This window comes from Vibrio sp. VP6, from assembly GCF_028823755.1.
GTDB classification, from domain to species: domain Bacteria; phylum Pseudomonadota; class Gammaproteobacteria; order Enterobacterales; family Vibrionaceae; genus Vibrio; species Vibrio parahaemolyticus.
The window spans coordinates 21,562-35,097 of the sequence record NZ_JAPEID010000046.1 but is presented as its reverse complement, the minus strand read 5'-3'; the positions used below and the strand labels follow the sequence as shown (position 1 = coordinate 35,097).

The 13,536-nt window shown below is 45.5% G+C and carries 17 protein-coding genes; 15 read left to right on the top strand and 2 right to left on the bottom strand.

The genetic code is table 11. The features are described from left to right. Positions 1-81 precede the first annotated feature (81 nt). Positions 82-1,602, top strand: coding sequence for an aldehyde dehydrogenase family protein (locus tag OU793_RS21200; RefSeq protein WP_025532536.1), 1,521 nt, complete (start codon positions 82-84; stop codon positions 1,600-1,602). 109 nt (positions 1,603-1,711) lie between these two features. Here the strand turns inward: OU793_RS21200 and exsE2 are convergent, their stop codons facing one another. Together exsE2 and exsC are read right to left on the bottom strand one after the other, a co-directional pair. After that, positions 1,712-2,023: a T3SS regulon translocated regulator ExsE2 gene (exsE2, locus tag OU793_RS21195; RefSeq protein WP_025612237.1), complete on the bottom strand. Its 312-nt coding sequence runs from the start codon at positions 2,021-2,023 to the stop codon at positions 1,712-1,714. A gap of 7 nt (positions 2,024-2,030) precedes the next feature. Further along, on the bottom strand, positions 2,031-2,477 hold the full coding sequence (gene exsC / locus OU793_RS21190; RefSeq protein WP_005464682.1) for a type III secretion system regulatory chaperone ExsC: 447 nt from the start codon (positions 2,475-2,477) through the stop codon (positions 2,031-2,033). A 388-nt stretch (positions 2,478-2,865) separates the two neighbouring features. Here exsC and OU793_RS21185 point away from each other — a divergent pair, with 388 nt between their 5' ends. From OU793_RS21185 to vscL, 14 genes are all read left to right on the top strand, one after another. Beyond that, entirely contained in the window at positions 2,866-3,282 is a 417-nt protein-coding gene (locus OU793_RS21185; RefSeq protein ID WP_023623563.1) for a YscW family type III secretion system pilotin, read from the top strand. 621 nt (positions 3,283-3,903) lie between these two features. Beyond that, on the top strand, positions 3,904-4,764 hold the full coding sequence (exsA, locus tag OU793_RS21180) for a type III secretion system transcriptional regulator ExsA (protein WP_159404100.1): 861 nt from the start codon (positions 3,904-3,906) through the stop codon (positions 4,762-4,764). 131 nt (positions 4,765-4,895) lie between these two features. Further along, positions 4,896-5,894, top strand: coding sequence for a type III secretion system regulon anti-activator ExsD (gene esxD / locus OU793_RS21175; protein WP_159404101.1), 999 nt, complete (start codon positions 4,896-4,898; stop codon positions 5,892-5,894). A gap of 12 nt (positions 5,895-5,906) precedes the next feature. Further along, entirely contained in the window at positions 5,907-6,335 is a 429-nt protein-coding gene (gene vscB / locus OU793_RS21170; RefSeq protein WP_159404102.1) for a YscB family type III secretion system chaperone VscB, read from the top strand. Further along, entirely contained in the window at positions 6,323-8,221 is a 1,899-nt protein-coding gene (gene vscC / locus OU793_RS21165) for a SctC family type III secretion system outer membrane ring subunit VscC (protein ID WP_017448956.1), read from the top strand. The genes vscB and vscC overlap by 13 nt, the downstream gene beginning before the upstream one ends. 5 nt (positions 8,222-8,226) lie before the next feature. Beyond that, positions 8,227-9,528 (top strand): SctD family type III secretion system inner membrane ring subunit VscD, encoded by a 1,302-nt coding sequence (vscD, locus tag OU793_RS21160; protein WP_005477850.1) that lies wholly within the window; start codon positions 8,227-8,229, stop codon positions 9,526-9,528. Then, positions 9,515-9,724, top strand: a complete 210-nt coding sequence (locus OU793_RS21155) for an EscE/YscE/SsaE family type III secretion system needle protein co-chaperone (protein WP_015296814.1) — start codon at positions 9,515-9,517, stop codon at positions 9,722-9,724. Before vscD ends, OU793_RS21155 begins: the two co-directional genes overlap by 14 nt. An 11-nt stretch (positions 9,725-9,735) precedes the next feature. Beyond that, positions 9,736-9,984, top strand: a complete 249-nt coding sequence (gene vscF, locus OU793_RS21150; protein ID WP_005464566.1) for a type III secretion system needle filament protein VscF — start codon at positions 9,736-9,738, stop codon at positions 9,982-9,984. A 3-nt stretch (positions 9,985-9,987) separates the two neighbouring features. Further along, positions 9,988-10,347, top strand: a complete 360-nt coding sequence (gene vscG / locus OU793_RS21145) for a YscG family type III secretion system chaperone VscG (protein ID WP_031828055.1) — start codon at positions 9,988-9,990, stop codon at positions 10,345-10,347. Then, a complete protein-coding gene (gene vscH, locus OU793_RS21140) occupies positions 10,344-10,970 on the top strand; it encodes a YopR family T3SS polymerization control protein VscH (protein ID WP_069485066.1) in 627 nt (208 codons plus the stop codon). The genes vscG and vscH overlap by 4 nt, the downstream gene beginning before the upstream one ends. A gap of 8 nt (positions 10,971-10,978) precedes the next feature. Then, positions 10,979-11,323 (top strand): SctI family type III secretion system inner rod subunit VscI, encoded by a 345-nt coding sequence (gene vscI / locus OU793_RS21135; RefSeq protein WP_140264304.1) that lies wholly within the window; start codon positions 10,979-10,981, stop codon positions 11,321-11,323. Further along, positions 11,323-12,069 (top strand): SctJ family type III secretion inner membrane ring lipoprotein Vsc, encoded by a 747-nt coding sequence (gene vscJ / locus OU793_RS21130; RefSeq protein ID WP_005500485.1) that lies wholly within the window; start codon positions 11,323-11,325, stop codon positions 12,067-12,069. The genes vscI and vscJ overlap by 1 nt, the downstream gene beginning before the upstream one ends. Continuing rightward, complete coding sequence (gene vscK / locus OU793_RS21125; RefSeq protein ID WP_005477787.1) at positions 12,062-12,727, top strand: SctK family type III secretion system sorting platform protein VscK; 666 nt, start codon at positions 12,062-12,064, stop codon at positions 12,725-12,727. Before vscJ ends, vscK begins: the two co-directional genes overlap by 8 nt. Further along, positions 12,706-13,344, top strand: a complete 639-nt coding sequence (gene vscL / locus OU793_RS21120) for a SctL family type III secretion system stator protein VscL (RefSeq protein ID WP_021447680.1) — start codon at positions 12,706-12,708, stop codon at positions 13,342-13,344. Before vscK ends, vscL begins: the two co-directional genes overlap by 22 nt. Positions 13,345-13,536: the final 192 nt, after the last annotated feature.

Sequence of the window (13,536 nt, the reverse complement as noted above, 5' to 3'; positions counted from 1 at the left end):
CAACTTTAGGAGGTTTGGTTTCTCGTCTGAATTACGCAACAAAGCCCTGTCGTTAATGAACGAGAAACAAAAGGAAGAGTTATGATCTATGCACAGCCAGGTAGTGAAAATGCCATCGTTAATTTCAAATCGCATTACGATAATTTTATCGGTGGGGAATGGGTAAAACCAACGGGCGGTGAGTACTTTGACAATATCTCACCAATCAACGGGCAAGCGTATTGTAAAGTTGCCCGTTCTGGCGAGGCAGATATCAACTTAGCATTGGATGCAGCACATAACATCAAAGCAAAATGGGCGAAAACCAGTGTGACCGAACGCTCTAACATTTTGCTGAAAATCGCAGACCGTATTGAACAGCATTTAGAAGAACTTGCGGTTGCAGAAACATGGGAAAACGGCAAACCAGTTCGTGAAACCTTGGCGGCGGACTTGCCTTTAGTGGTGGATCATTTCCGTTACTTTGCGGGTTGTATTCGCGCACAAGAAGGCAGTGCGGCGGAGCTGGATGAGCACACGGCAAGCTATCACTTCCCAGAGCCGATTGGCGTAGTTGGTCAAATCATCCCTTGGAACTTCCCAATGCTCATGGCGGCTTGGAAACTGGCACCGGCACTTGCGGCGGGTTGTTGTGTGGTATTGAAGCCAGCAGAGCAAACGCCAACGTCGATTTTGGTTTTGATGGAAAAAATCGGTGATCTGCTTCCTCCGGGCGTCATCAACGTTGTAAACGGCTTTGGTTCAGAAGCAGGCCAAGCGTTAGCAACCAGCAACCGCATTGCAAAACTCGCGTTTACGGGCTCAACACAAGTTGGCAATCACATTCTAAAATGTGCGGCAGACAACTTGATCCCATCGACAGTTGAGTTGGGTGGTAAATCTCCAAACATCTACTTCTCAGATATTTTCGACTACGAAGATGAGTATCTCGATAAGTGCATTGAAGGTACGTTGCTTGGTTTCTTCAACCAAGGCGAAGTTTGTACCTGCCCATCTCGCGTGCTGGTCCATGAAGCGATTTACGATAAGTTCGTAGATAAATTGACGGAACGTGCGCAGTTAATCAAGCAAGGTAACCCGCTCGATACCGATACTCAAGTTGGTGCTCAGGCTTCTCAAGAACAGTTTGATAAGATTTTAAGTTACCTAGAAATCGGCCGTGAAGAAGGCGCAAAAGTGGTTTTTGGTGGCGGTGTATCAGAACAGCCAGAGTCAATCAGTCAAGGGTACTACATTCAGCCAACAATGCTGGAAGGCCACAACAAGATGCGAATCTTCCAAGAAGAAATCTTTGGCCCAGTGATTGCTATCACTAAGTTCAAAGATGAGGCGGAAGCATTGGAAATAGCAAACGATACGGAGTATGGCTTAGGTGCAGGTGTTTGGACGCGTGATGCAAACGTGGCATATCGCATGGGCCGTAATATCGAAGCTGGTCGAATTTGGATCAACTGTTACCACGCTTACCCTGCACACGCAGCGTTTGGTGGCTACAAGAAATCGGGTATCGGCCGTGAAACGCACAAGATGATGCTGGATCACTACCAAAATACTAAGAACTTACTGATTAGCTACAGCATCGACCCGTTAGGCTTTTTCTAAGTTTGATGTTTTAGGCTAAATACGAACTCAAAACCCCGGTTATTCGGGGTTTTTTTATTGGCATTCATTAAACCACAGAAGGGAGCTGTGCGTGCGTGATAACTTGTGTTTACTTTTCGCTTCGAGCAATCACATCTATCTTTCGCTCAAAAAGCTTTTCGATAGCAGCGCTTTGCTTCTCAAATCCAGTTGGCTTTTCAAAATCCAAGACTAGATTGCAAGATTCAAGGCTCGCGAACTGGTTTAAACATTCGCTCAGTTCTCGCTTTGAGCTCATGCGTGCCTGTTTGTTTTCTGATGAAGAGAGTAGGGTCACTTTGCGACCTTGAAACGTTCCTTGTGGCGCAAGTTCACGTTGTTCTACTTGCTCCAATCCGTGAATGGGTTGGCTGTTGCGTGCAGATTGGATGTCATTAGACATAAGACACCTAAACTCTCAGATCTAAACTTTGAGGCATAGCAGGCGTCTCTTCGGCCACTACGTGAGCAGATAGCAACGACTCCCATGACTCGCTTTGCGTCAACAATTCCGCCAACGCATTTTCAAAATATTCATAATCCAATTGCTCGATGCCAATCAGTTTATTCAAACACAGTACGTGCCTATGATTATCTAAACTGAAAAATAATTGGTGTTCTGGCCAATGGTAATTGAACGCCAAAAAAGAACGATAAAGATCAGAATTGACGATTTGTAATCCAACAATTTCCGCTTCCAGTTGCAGCGTATTCGTTTCTGGATGAAAGATGAAATGAACCTTCAAGTGATCATCAAAAGCTAAGCTTAGTTCATTGTCCGTCAAATGCAGTTCAGGCAAGCCTATTTGATGAGCAAACTTCTGTAAAACCTCATCGATAGTTTGGCGTGCTGACATAGAAACAGTCCTTTTGAGAATTTTATCGGGAAACATATTCGATATCGTGGGGTGTGTTTATCAATTTTGGTTGTTAGTTATTATATTTTGGCCGGAAACCCAGAATTGACACCTTGCTTCTAATCTTACAAATGAGTGCTGGTGCATATAAAGATTAACGGTTATTAAATTCTATTATGGTGAGATTTTGGTTTATATCGACAAGCGATGAAGAATTAGAATTGTGTTATCTTAAAAATTAAATACTATGTTAATTACGTGTTGTACGTGGAACGTTATTGCTGTCCATCTGTAGAATAAATATAAGCCGAAAATTTAAACGTACACATAAGAAGTTGTGTAAAAATAAATCATAATAAGACGATAAAAATAATTTATGGGAGCCTAAATGAAAAGCAGTAAGTGGGCCGGTCTTATCGGTTTAATGTTATTGACTGGATGCGCTCAATCCGTGGGGACTGCACAGCCATTTTCCGTTCAGAGCCAAGCGAATGTATATGGGTGGATTTCTGTCGAAGGATACCATCCTCCAGTTTCGACCTATATAGAGGTGGAGATGTGTCAGGCTTTTGAAAATCAATGTCTTACTGTTGCTTCTCAGCAATATCAAGGTGTTCAGTTACCAGTTCAATATTCTTTTCTTATTGCGCCAATTCAAGCCGGGAAAGGAGAAATGAAAGTGATAGGGAAACTCTATTCTCAAGGTCAAATTATCGCCCAAAATGAGCAGAAATATATATTCAGAGAAGGAAGTCAGAAAGTGGATTTAAGACTTTTTCCTATAGAAATAGAAACAAAAAAGTAATCGGTTACATTTAATTAGCGCTATCTAATTTATTAAATGTGAATAGAAATAGCCAATTCAATGTGAAAGAATTGTTGAGCGTTTTTATAAATAAAATTGCGAAAAATGAGTCATCGGGACAGTTGGAAATTATATTAATAACTATTGCCACAAGCGTGTGATTTATGATTATATCCTACGCCTTGAACACGTTGGCTTGGCGTTTTGGATTAAAAAACAAACAATTTGAAGGTTTTGGAAATGTGGTTTTCCTAATTTTCATTATCATATTAGTAATTTAATTTATTCTAATATAAAAACAAAGTCAGAGTTTAAATAGCATAACGTTATTTAATGAAAATAGACTTATAAGAAAGTAAAAGCGCTATCTGAAAATAAAACAACTACTCATTCAGAAGCCTGTATTTGAGCTTAGGCTGCTTAATTCCTCGAAGGAATGGCGGTTTCTAAGCTATTCGCTATTTATTTCGGGGGGTATGGTAAGTGATATGAACTTCTATGCTCTTTTCTTTGCTTCTTTAATTGAAATTGTACTGCTTAGGAAATAACAACAAACAAAGTAGTGCTTTGACAGTTTCTCTTTTACACACAAGAGAAATTAAAAATTATGAAGGGTAGAAAATGGATGTGTCAGGCCAACTAAACACAGAAACGGTCGGCTCTAGCTTGCGAAAAATTCGCAGTTTTTCTCACTACGAAAAACATGACGAAGTATTTCACTCAGACCAATCTCATATTGTTGTCGTTCACAATGGTCAATTACGAGTTCAAACTGGCGATTGCACCATAGATGTCGTTGCTGGGAATGGGGTATTTCTCTCTCAAGGTGACTACTTGTTAGAGTACTCACCACAGGGTGGGAATTATCACTCATCTATCATTGAATTCGACAATGAGCTAGTAAGCCAATTACTGCAAAAACACAGCGATCTTCTCATGACGTTGCCAAAAGTGGACAAACTCAACTCGGGTTTGTTTTCTTTTGGTTTGAACATTCTCATTGAGCAAGTGCTTTCCGGCATGAAAACGCTGGAGGAGCAGTCGTACCCAGACGCCATCATGCGTTTGAAGTACGAAGAAATGCTGATTCTATTGCTGCACAGTCAAGGGGGCGAAGTCCTCTATGCCTTGCTATCGCAGCAAACTAACCGAACCTCAGACCGCTTACGCCGCTTTATGGAGCTGCACTATTTGAAAGAGTGGAAGCTGACGGATTATGCTCAAGAATTTGGTGCCAGTCTCACAACCTTTAAAGAGCTTTTTAATGAGCACTATGGCATCTCTCCAAGAGCTTGGATCAGTGAGCGTCGCTTATTGCACGCACACAAGCTTTTGCTGACGAGCAAAATGAGCATTGTCGACGTGGCAATGGAAGCGGGATTTTCCAGCCAATCTTACTTTACTCAAAGCTATCGACGTCGCTTTGGCACTACGCCAAGTAAGGTCCGTTCCGGTGATGAGCAAGTCGCCATCGCTAATTGAAATGACTTATGACTAAAATTTTCTGACTAATTTTGAAAGTCACCGACGGACATAAAATTCTATTATGTTCAGCGTAAGAACGAATAATTCAAATTTATTACATCCCTTTCATTCTGGAGTGTTCGAAAGGGATGCGGAGAAGAACACAAATGAAAAAGCAGCATTGGCGACGCCGTTCGCTTTTTCCTGACAGCATTGTGACGCAAAGGAAAGTCACTGTTTTGCAAAGAGGAGCACGATACGAGAGTGCGTCTCAGCCATCACAGGATCTCAATGTTGTCCACGTGAATCACCGACAGCTGTTGAGTGAAGGTGTGCTGAATGACGACCAGTTATCGTTGTTGCAACGCTTGTTGGACAGAAGTGTGGTGGACAGTTTGTGCGCCAGCCAATTGGTGAAAACGTATTTGAGATTGGGTACATCGATTGACCGTTTTGCCATGCGTCTGTTTTTAGAAATTGGCGCTCAGTTAAGTGACAGTCAACGAGTAGCGACCTTTGAGCAGAGGCTCGAATACATCAACTCTCGATTGGGCTTTTGCTTTAACTTGGCCACGCCAAAAACGCTGATCCTTTGTTGCTACTTGGCGTTGACCGAATGGATTCATCGACAAACCGACCAAAGTGCGTTGCACGCCTCGGTCAAAGTGGAACAACTGATGAATCAGCTGGATATTCAAAAAGAGTACTGGTCGAAGTTATCGGGAGAAGACACCAGCGCGATTTTTGTTGAACAACAACTTGCGTTGATTGAGAGCCAGCAAACGCAGTTAAAAGCGCAGCTAAATACACTGAACGAGCAGCAGTCACAAGTAATTGAATCTCATAAAGCGTTGGTCGATAAGTGGCAACCGTCGTTAAGCAACTTGAAAGAACTGGCGGACTACACTTCAACGACGGATATGTTCATCTCTGATTGGAAAACGTGGTGCTCTGAGGCTCGTTTACAAGCACCGGATCTCAATGAAGTCTGGGATGCGTGTGACGTGGTTTATAACGACCTCAATGCCGTTGCTAAAGTGTGGCAATGGTTTAAAGACATGCAGATCGTTGGCGATGTTGATCACTACTATTTTGATATTCAAAGTGGCCAATGCGGTCAGGCTTGTAACCATCTCAGCCAGATTTAAATAGGGCAGTATATGTTAGATAAAATGATGAAATCTCTAGCGGAAACGCTAGGGATAGGGCCTTTTATTGCCGGAGAAAATGGCGCTTACACCATCGAAGTAGACCAGTTAACACTGACAATCAAACAGCACTCATCATGGATCTTATGGGAAACTGCCTTGCCACTTCGATTCAATGAACATCTCGATTACCAACAAGAACAAGCTTTAAAACGTTGTATGCAGCTATCACTAAAAACGCTTCGAGATACGCCAAGCGTGCTCACCACAAACGCTGACCAACAATTGATTTTGCAAGGCAAAGCGATGATAGAAAATACTTCAAATGAGCAGTTTTCAGAACTTCTTGCGCAACATGCCAACGTGTGTGAACGCTACATGGAATTGCTTGAACACGAGCGTGTTAATCACACCATCAGTCATCATGTGTGGTTACCGTAATGCGAACTCTCATGCCAAAAATAGGGCGCATTGCCGCCCAAATGACATTGTGCGCGCTGTGTGTCGTTCCGATGTTTTCTGTACAAGCGACAGAGCTCAATTGGCCTGAACAACCGTTTCGTTACTATGCCGATAATGATTCGTTGAAAGATCTGCTTAACAACTTTGGTGCCAACTATCGAGTATCCGTGTCTGTGAGCGACAAAGTGAATGACCGAGTGAGTGGTCGATTCACGCCAGAAGATCCAGCGGAGTTTCTCGACTACCTAGCGCAAGTTTATAACTTGATGTGGTACTTCGATGGCGCAGTACTGCACGTTTACAAAGCGACAGAAACGCGCTCCCGATTGCTGCAATTGGAACTGCTTACCGCGCGCGAGCTTCGCAGTACCTTGATTTCAACCGGTGTTTGGGATGCTCGTTATGGTTGGCGCGCTGCCGAAAATAAAGGGCTGGTTTATCTAGCTGGGCCGCCGCGTTACGTTGAGTTAGTAGTGCAAACCGCAGAAGCGTTAGAGAGCCGATTGCTGCAAAAGTCAAACTCGACGGATGAGCTGTTTGTAGAACTCATTCCGCTTAAATATGCCTCGGCGACGGACAGAAGTATCTCGTATCGCGACCAAAGCATTACCGTTCCGGGGATTGCTTCGGTATTGAGTCGTGTGGTTGGCGGTGTTCAAACTCAAATTACGGATTCTGCGTCTGTACAAACATCGCCTGTAAACGGATTACCCGCAGAAGCAGCAAAACCTCGTGGCAAAACTGCGTCTGTGCACGGCGGTGCAACCGTAGAAGCGGAGCCGGGGCTGAATGCGATCATCGTTCGCGATACCCAAGCAAGACTGCCGTTATATCGCAAGCTGGTCGCTCAACTCGATCAGCCACAATCTCGTATCGAGGTGGCGTTATCTATTGTGGACATTAGCGCAAACGATTTACGTCAGCTCGGTGTGGATTGGCGTGCGGGTGTATCGGTTGGAAACAACCGCATTGTCGACATCAAAACAACCGGCGACGTTGATAACGGTGACGTCACATTGGGCAGTGGTCAGAGTTTCAAGTCCTTGTTGGATTCGACCAACTTGAACTACTTGTTGGCGCAAATTCGTTTATTGGAATCGAAAGGCAGTGCGCAAGTCGTTTCCAGACCAACGCTGCTCACGCAAGAAAACGTCGAAGCGGTGCTAAACAACAGCAGCACGTTTTACGTCAAATTGGTTGGCAAAGAGACGGCGGCTTTGGAAGAAGTGACGTATGGCACCTTGTTGCGCATTGTGCCTCGTATCGTCGGCGACAGATTCGCGACGCGACCAGAGATCAACTTGAGCCTTCACTTAGAAGATGGCGCAAAGATCCCAGATGGTGGTGTGGATGATCTTCCATCTGTACGTAAAACCGAAATCAGTACGTTAGCGACTGTAAAACAAGGGCAAAGCTTACTCATTGGTGGCGTATACCGAGACGAAGTTAGCCATCAACTACGTAAAGTCCCGCTGTTGGGCGACATTCCATACCTAGGCGCTTTGTTCCGTAGTAACACCAACACAACGCGCCGCACAGTTCGCATGTTCATTATCGAGCCGAGAATCGTGGTCGATGGCATTGGTGACAGCGTGCTGATAGGTAATGAGCATGATTTGCGCCCGAGTATTGGCCAGCTCAACAACATTTCGAACAACAGCGCAGAATTTAAATCGGTTGTTGAAGTATTCAGCTGTACGTCAAAAACGCAGGCAGAACGTTACCAGCAAGACTTACTGTCACAGCAAAAGTCCTCGCTGCTAACTCAATGTCAATTGCCGTCCGGGCAAGTAGGCTGGCGAGTCAAAGTGGCGGAATGTGACCTTTCACAGGCCGAATGTGTTCGCCCTTCAGAGGAGCCATAACCGAAATGCAGCAATGGAAAATTCGTATTTTATCCGGCGTGCATTCCGGGGTTGAAGTCACACTGCCAGAAGGCGCATTGGTTTTAGGTAGCGACGACTTTATCGCAGACCTTGTGTTATCGGATGCTGGCGTAGAAGCCAATCACTTCACTTTAGTGTGTGACAGTGAATCGGTGATGTTGCGTGGATGTCAGGACGTAACCATCAACGGTGAAAACCGAGCGGTTGGTGAATCGGGCATCGAGCTAGAGCGCCACGCGGTGATCTCTGTTGGCGTGGTGAAATTTGCACTGGGTTACGTTGAAGACGAGCTGATCGTCACCAACGTTACGGATGCTCAAACCAAACAAGATGCACCAGTCGTTACTGCGCAAAGCACAAGCTGGAAAAGAACCGCACTGATAGCCGTGCTGTGCAGCGCGATACCAAGCGCGATATTCGCTGGCATGTGGTACAGCCAAGCCAATGGCAATGACAGTGAAGTTGTGGCAGAAGCCGAACCGATTGTGTTGGTACGCAATATTTTAAATGAGCTTGGGCTCAATGATGTGCGTGTGGAGTGGAACGCTACTGCTCATCAAGCAGTTTTAGAAGGTTATGTCGAAGACAGAACGCAGAAACTGCAACTGCTGGGAAGAATCGATGTTCTGGGTATTAACTACAAAAGTGACCTAAGAACGATGGAAGAAATCCGCCGAGGCGTGCGCTTTATTCTTCGTAACCTTGGCTATCACCAAGTGAAAGTCGAGAACGGGGATGAAACTGGCACGTTGCTGCTGACGGGCTACATCGATGACGCCAGCAAATGGAACCAAGTCGAACAAATTTTAGAACGCGATGTACCCGGTTTGGTCGCTTGGAAAGTCGAACTGCAGCGTGCAGGCGCGTACATGGACACATTAAAAGAGCTGCTCACCAACGCGGAGCTGCTTAAAAAAGTTCAATTAGTGACAAGTGGTGACCGCATTGAAGTACGTGGTGAATTAGACGACATCGAAACCACACGCTTTTACGGCGTGACTCGGGATTTTCGTGAGCAGTATGGTGAAAAGCCGTATCTGGTTTTGAAATCGATTCCCAAAGTCAGCAAAGGCACGGACATCGACTTCCCGTTTCGTAGCGTTAATTTTGGCCAAGTGCCGTACGTTATTCTTACCGATAACGTTCGCTACATGGTAGGGGCTCGCACTCCGCAGGGTTATCGCATATCCAGCGTAACGCCAGCAGGGATTGAGCTGGTGAAAGGCGGGCGCGTTATCACTATTGAACTTGGATACGAAGGCGAGAAAAACCATGACAAATCTTGAACAGATTCTAAATAACGACCTAAGTGGCATTGAAGTGCAAAACATTAAGAGCAAGCTCTTACAAGCACAGGCAGCGGTAAAGCGTCAGTTGGACTTGGGATGTCCTCCGCAGCAGTATCAATTGCTACTAAAACAGTATGAAGCATACACAGCGGCACAGGTTGTGATTGAAGCATACGAAGCTAACCAAAAATAAAGGGAAATCCTATGTCATTTTACGATGCGACCAACAGTGTAAACCTCGATGACGTTAAAACGAAACTTGAGCAACAAGCGAAAGACGCGAACAAATCCGTCACCGATGCAATTAAAAATCTAGAAACCAACGCGGACGATCCATCTAAGCTGGCTGAACTTCAGCACGCTATCAACAAATGGTCGGTGGTATACAACATCAACGCGACCACCACTCGTGCGATCAAAGATGTAATGCAGTCGATCCTGCAGAAGGTGTAATGCATGGAACGAGAATTACGCCAGCTGTTGGCTGAAATTGCTTTGATGGCGACGGGGATGCATCGTCATCAAGAGGCCAATACGATTGCCGATTGCCTTGAGGAGACCTCGAACTCTGAAGAAGTCGTAGCAATGATTCGTGCGATGAGCCTGATGAACAAAGGCGCGTACGAAGAGGCACATCGATTACTTGAGCCACTTTGCACCGCGTATCCTGACCTAATCAGTTTGGCGGCACTAGCGGCTGCAAAAGCAGGGTTACTAAGCCAAGCTGAACGTTGGATGGAACTGGCAGCTCAAGGCAGCGAAGAGAGCCAAGCTTTTGCGGCGAGCTTCACCCAAGACATTAGGAATCTTGGATGAGAGTCGACCCTAACTTTGTCGGACAAACGCCCGCTCATTCAACCGATGTTCGTCACTATGAACGCGACGATGCGAAGCGAATGAGCGAGCTTATGACGAGAGAAACCACGGCCGAAGTTTCTCGCTCAGTTCCCAAAGACACGCTGACAAAAGTAGAAGAGAAACTCAACGCAATTAAAGATTGGTATGCGTCGATCAAGGAAGCAGAGACTGTCTCTAAACAAAGCGTGCTTTCTTCGTTAAAGGACGTTTTTTCTGATCCTCAAACACAAAAAGAAGCGCTGTGGTACGCCTTTCATCAGGCGAAAAGCGCCAAAGGAACGGATGATGCCGTTCCAGAATTATTGAGCGTTCTGAAACAAGAGTTGCTCGGAGATTTTGCAGGCCAGTTAATGGCTGAGCCGCCAACAGACAGAGCAGCATTAAAAGCTATGCTTGCGCAAAGTTTCCCGCTTGGCGCTCAGAAAGAACAAGCGCTTTGGCATTGTTGGGCTGAGCTAAAGTCTTTGCCAGAGATGACATCAACAGTCGATTTAGTACGTGAAGAGCTGAGTTTTGTTATCCAAAAAAACGCGATGGTGAAGAACATCATGACTCACAGCCATAAGTTAGATTTGTCGTAGGAGTACACATGATCAATACACAGTACACCGAGGTGATGCAAACCAACCTTGAGAAGTTGCAAGATGCTCAAGTCGAAGACGGGCTGATTGAGCGTTTTGAACAAGCCATGTCCATTCCGGAGGGGAACAACGGTTTAGAAGGCGGTTTGCTAGAAAACATCAGCGAACTAAAAAACACCATCGACAATGCAAAAAGCAGTCTGCAAGACAGCATGAAAATGGTCGGTGACGATCCAGCGCAACTGTTGCAAATGCAGTGGGCGTTAACGCGAATCACGTTTCAAGAAGAGTTGATCGCGAAAACCGTGGGTAAAACCACACAGAATGTCGAAACGCTTTTGAAGGCGCAGTAATGATGAAGAATAAAATGCGCGCGCTTTGCCTTGTATTGGCGCTGTTTTTGGTGGGTTGCCAAACCGAGCTTTACACCAATGTAAGCCAAAAAGAAGGCAACGAAATGCTGTCGATCTTGTTATCGGAAGGCGTGGTGGCGACCAAAGAACCGGACAAAGACAACAAAGTGAAATTGATGGTCGATAGCTCGCAAATTGCGTTCGCTGTTGATGCATTAAAACGCAAAGGCTACCCACGAGAGCAGTTCTCGACGTTAAAAGAAGTGTTTCCAAAAGACGATTTAATCTCCTCGCCATTGGCGGAAAGAGCGCGTTTGGTTTACGCAAAATCGCAAGAATTGTCATCAACGCTGTCGCAAATTGATGGTGTGCTGGTGGCGCGAGTTCACGTGGTACTCGAAGATCAAGATCTTCGCCCAGGCGAGCGTCCGACTCCTGCTTCGGCATCGGTGTTTATTAAACATGCTGCCGATGTGGCGTTGGACTCTTACGTTCCTCAAATCAAATTGTTGGTGAACAACAGTATTGAAGGGCTGAATTACGACCGCATTAGTGTCGTGATGGTGCCATCTTCGGAGGTGCGAGTGACGACTCAAAGCAACCAATTTAAAAGTATTTTGTCGGTGCAAGTTACCAAAGAAACGGCGAACCATCTCATCGGGATTTTAGTGTTTATGGTACTGCTATTGATTGGCTCGAATGTCGCGACGTTCACGTGGTGCCGCAGGAGCGCAAAGCGTGGTTAAACCTGAAACACCGATGGCTCAGGTACTGCATCAGTTCAACTACTGCCCATGCCAGTACCTAGAGCAAAACTGGATCGTGCCAAAGCAGCCTTGGCTTCTTAATCTGGATGGCTGGCGAGATAACCCAAACTTCAACCTTTGGTGTCTAGAAGAGTGGGCGCTTGCGCCTGTTCCAGAAACGGCTTTTAACAAGCCACACCATAGCTTGGCTCTGCTTCCTCCTGATGCGCTCAGTACGTTAATGCTCACCATTGGCGGGGCGTTGCACAGTTTTGCGATGCGCCAAGTGGTACTTAAAAAGCCCAAGCAGTGTTTGAACAACGTGTTTGGTTTGGATATCGCCCGTTTTCTTATTCAGCAAGGGCCGATGTTGTTGTCACAATGGCCGAAAGGTTGGCAAAAAGCGTTACCAGACGTGATGAAAGAAGACGAAGTTGAACGTCACATGCTCAAACAGGGCTACGCATGGATGAAGTTCATCTTAGCGAGCTCTTCTCACGATATTTTGCTCCGTTGGCAGTTCAAGCTCGATCAATCACTTAGCCAAGTGAAAGAAAACACCTCTTGGCTCGTTGAAGAGCAGCGTGATCTCGCGTACCGACTCACCAAAAAAATCGCAAAACAGGTTATTCCCCAATGGTTTCATTTGTTGAAATAAAAACCGACAACTTGCAGTTAGCGCCAGGTTTAAAGGTGCTCAAAGCCAAGGATTACGTTAGTTATCTCGATTCGCAACATTTGGTTGAAGCGGCGAATTCGAAAGCCGACAGCATCATTGCTAAAGCGCAGCAAGCGTATGAAACCGAAAAGCAGCGCGGCTATCAAGATGGTTTGGAGCAGGCGAAAATAGAAAATGCGCAGGCGATGGTCGCTACTTTGGCTCGCTGCAATGAATATTACCTGCAAGTTGAGCACAAAATGACGAACGTCGTCTTAGACGCGGTGCGTAAAATCATCGACACATTTGATGACGTTGACACCACGATCAGCGTGGTCAGAGAAGCGCTGCAATTGGTGAGTAATCAAAAGCAAGTGATCTTACACGTTCATCCTGAGCAAGTGGTTGACGTGAGAGAGAAAGTTGCTGGCGTTTTGAGTGATTTTCCTGAAGTGGGTTATGTCGATGTGGTTGCCGATGCGCGCCTCAAAAACGGAGGCTGCATACTGGAAACCGAAGTCGGCATTATTGACGCCAGTATCGATGGACAGATTCAGGCGTTAAAGCAAGCGATGGTGAAACAACTCAGTGAGCGGAAAATGACGTCATCAGAGTAGGGCATCCCCGCCAAATCAATCGAACACAAAGCTCAGCACATTGCTGAGCTTTGTTGTTTTCAAACGTCTTAAAACGAAAAAAATCCGACCATCTTTAGCATATTAATCGCGACGAATGATGAAAAATAACAGCATCAAAACGGCCTGAGTCACTCTGTTTTCATGACTCGTCCGCCGAATTCGTAACAAGCA

Bases quoted from the DNA above. Each gene is read 5' to 3' on its own strand.
- OU793_RS21200 (WP_025532536.1), top strand. From the start codon at position 82: ATGATCTATGCACAGCCAGGTAGTGAAAATGCCATCGTTAATTTCAAA.
- exsE2 (WP_025612237.1), bottom strand. From the start codon at position 2,023: ATGTCTAATGACATCCAATCTGCACGCAACAGCCAACCCATTCACGGA.
- exsC (WP_005464682.1), bottom strand. From the start codon at position 2,477: ATGTCAGCACGCCAAACTATCGATGAGGTTTTACAGAAGTTTGCTCAT.
- OU793_RS21185 (WP_023623563.1), top strand. From the start codon at position 2,866: ATGAAAAGCAGTAAGTGGGCCGGTCTTATCGGTTTAATGTTATTGACT.
- exsA (WP_159404100.1), top strand. From the start codon at position 3,904: ATGGATGTGTCAGGCCAACTAAACACAGAAACGGTCGGCTCTAGCTTG.
- esxD (WP_159404101.1), top strand. From the start codon at position 4,896: ATGCGGAGAAGAACACAAATGAAAAAGCAGCATTGGCGACGCCGTTCG.
- vscB (WP_159404102.1), top strand. From the start codon at position 5,907: ATGTTAGATAAAATGATGAAATCTCTAGCGGAAACGCTAGGGATAGGG.
- vscD (WP_005477850.1), top strand. From the start codon at position 8,227: ATGCAGCAATGGAAAATTCGTATTTTATCCGGCGTGCATTCCGGGGTT.
- OU793_RS21155 (WP_015296814.1), top strand. From the start codon at position 9,515: ATGACAAATCTTGAACAGATTCTAAATAACGACCTAAGTGGCATTGAA.
- vscF (WP_005464566.1), top strand. From the start codon at position 9,736: ATGTCATTTTACGATGCGACCAACAGTGTAAACCTCGATGACGTTAAA.
- vscG (WP_031828055.1), top strand. From the start codon at position 9,988: ATGGAACGAGAATTACGCCAGCTGTTGGCTGAAATTGCTTTGATGGCG.
- vscH (WP_069485066.1), top strand. From the start codon at position 10,344: ATGAGAGTCGACCCTAACTTTGTCGGACAAACGCCCGCTCATTCAACC.
- vscI (WP_140264304.1), top strand. From the start codon at position 10,979: ATGATCAATACACAGTACACCGAGGTGATGCAAACCAACCTTGAGAAG.
- vscJ (WP_005500485.1), top strand. From the start codon at position 11,323: ATGATGAAGAATAAAATGCGCGCGCTTTGCCTTGTATTGGCGCTGTTT.
- vscL (WP_021447680.1), top strand. From the start codon at position 12,706: ATGGTTTCATTTGTTGAAATAAAAACCGACAACTTGCAGTTAGCGCCA.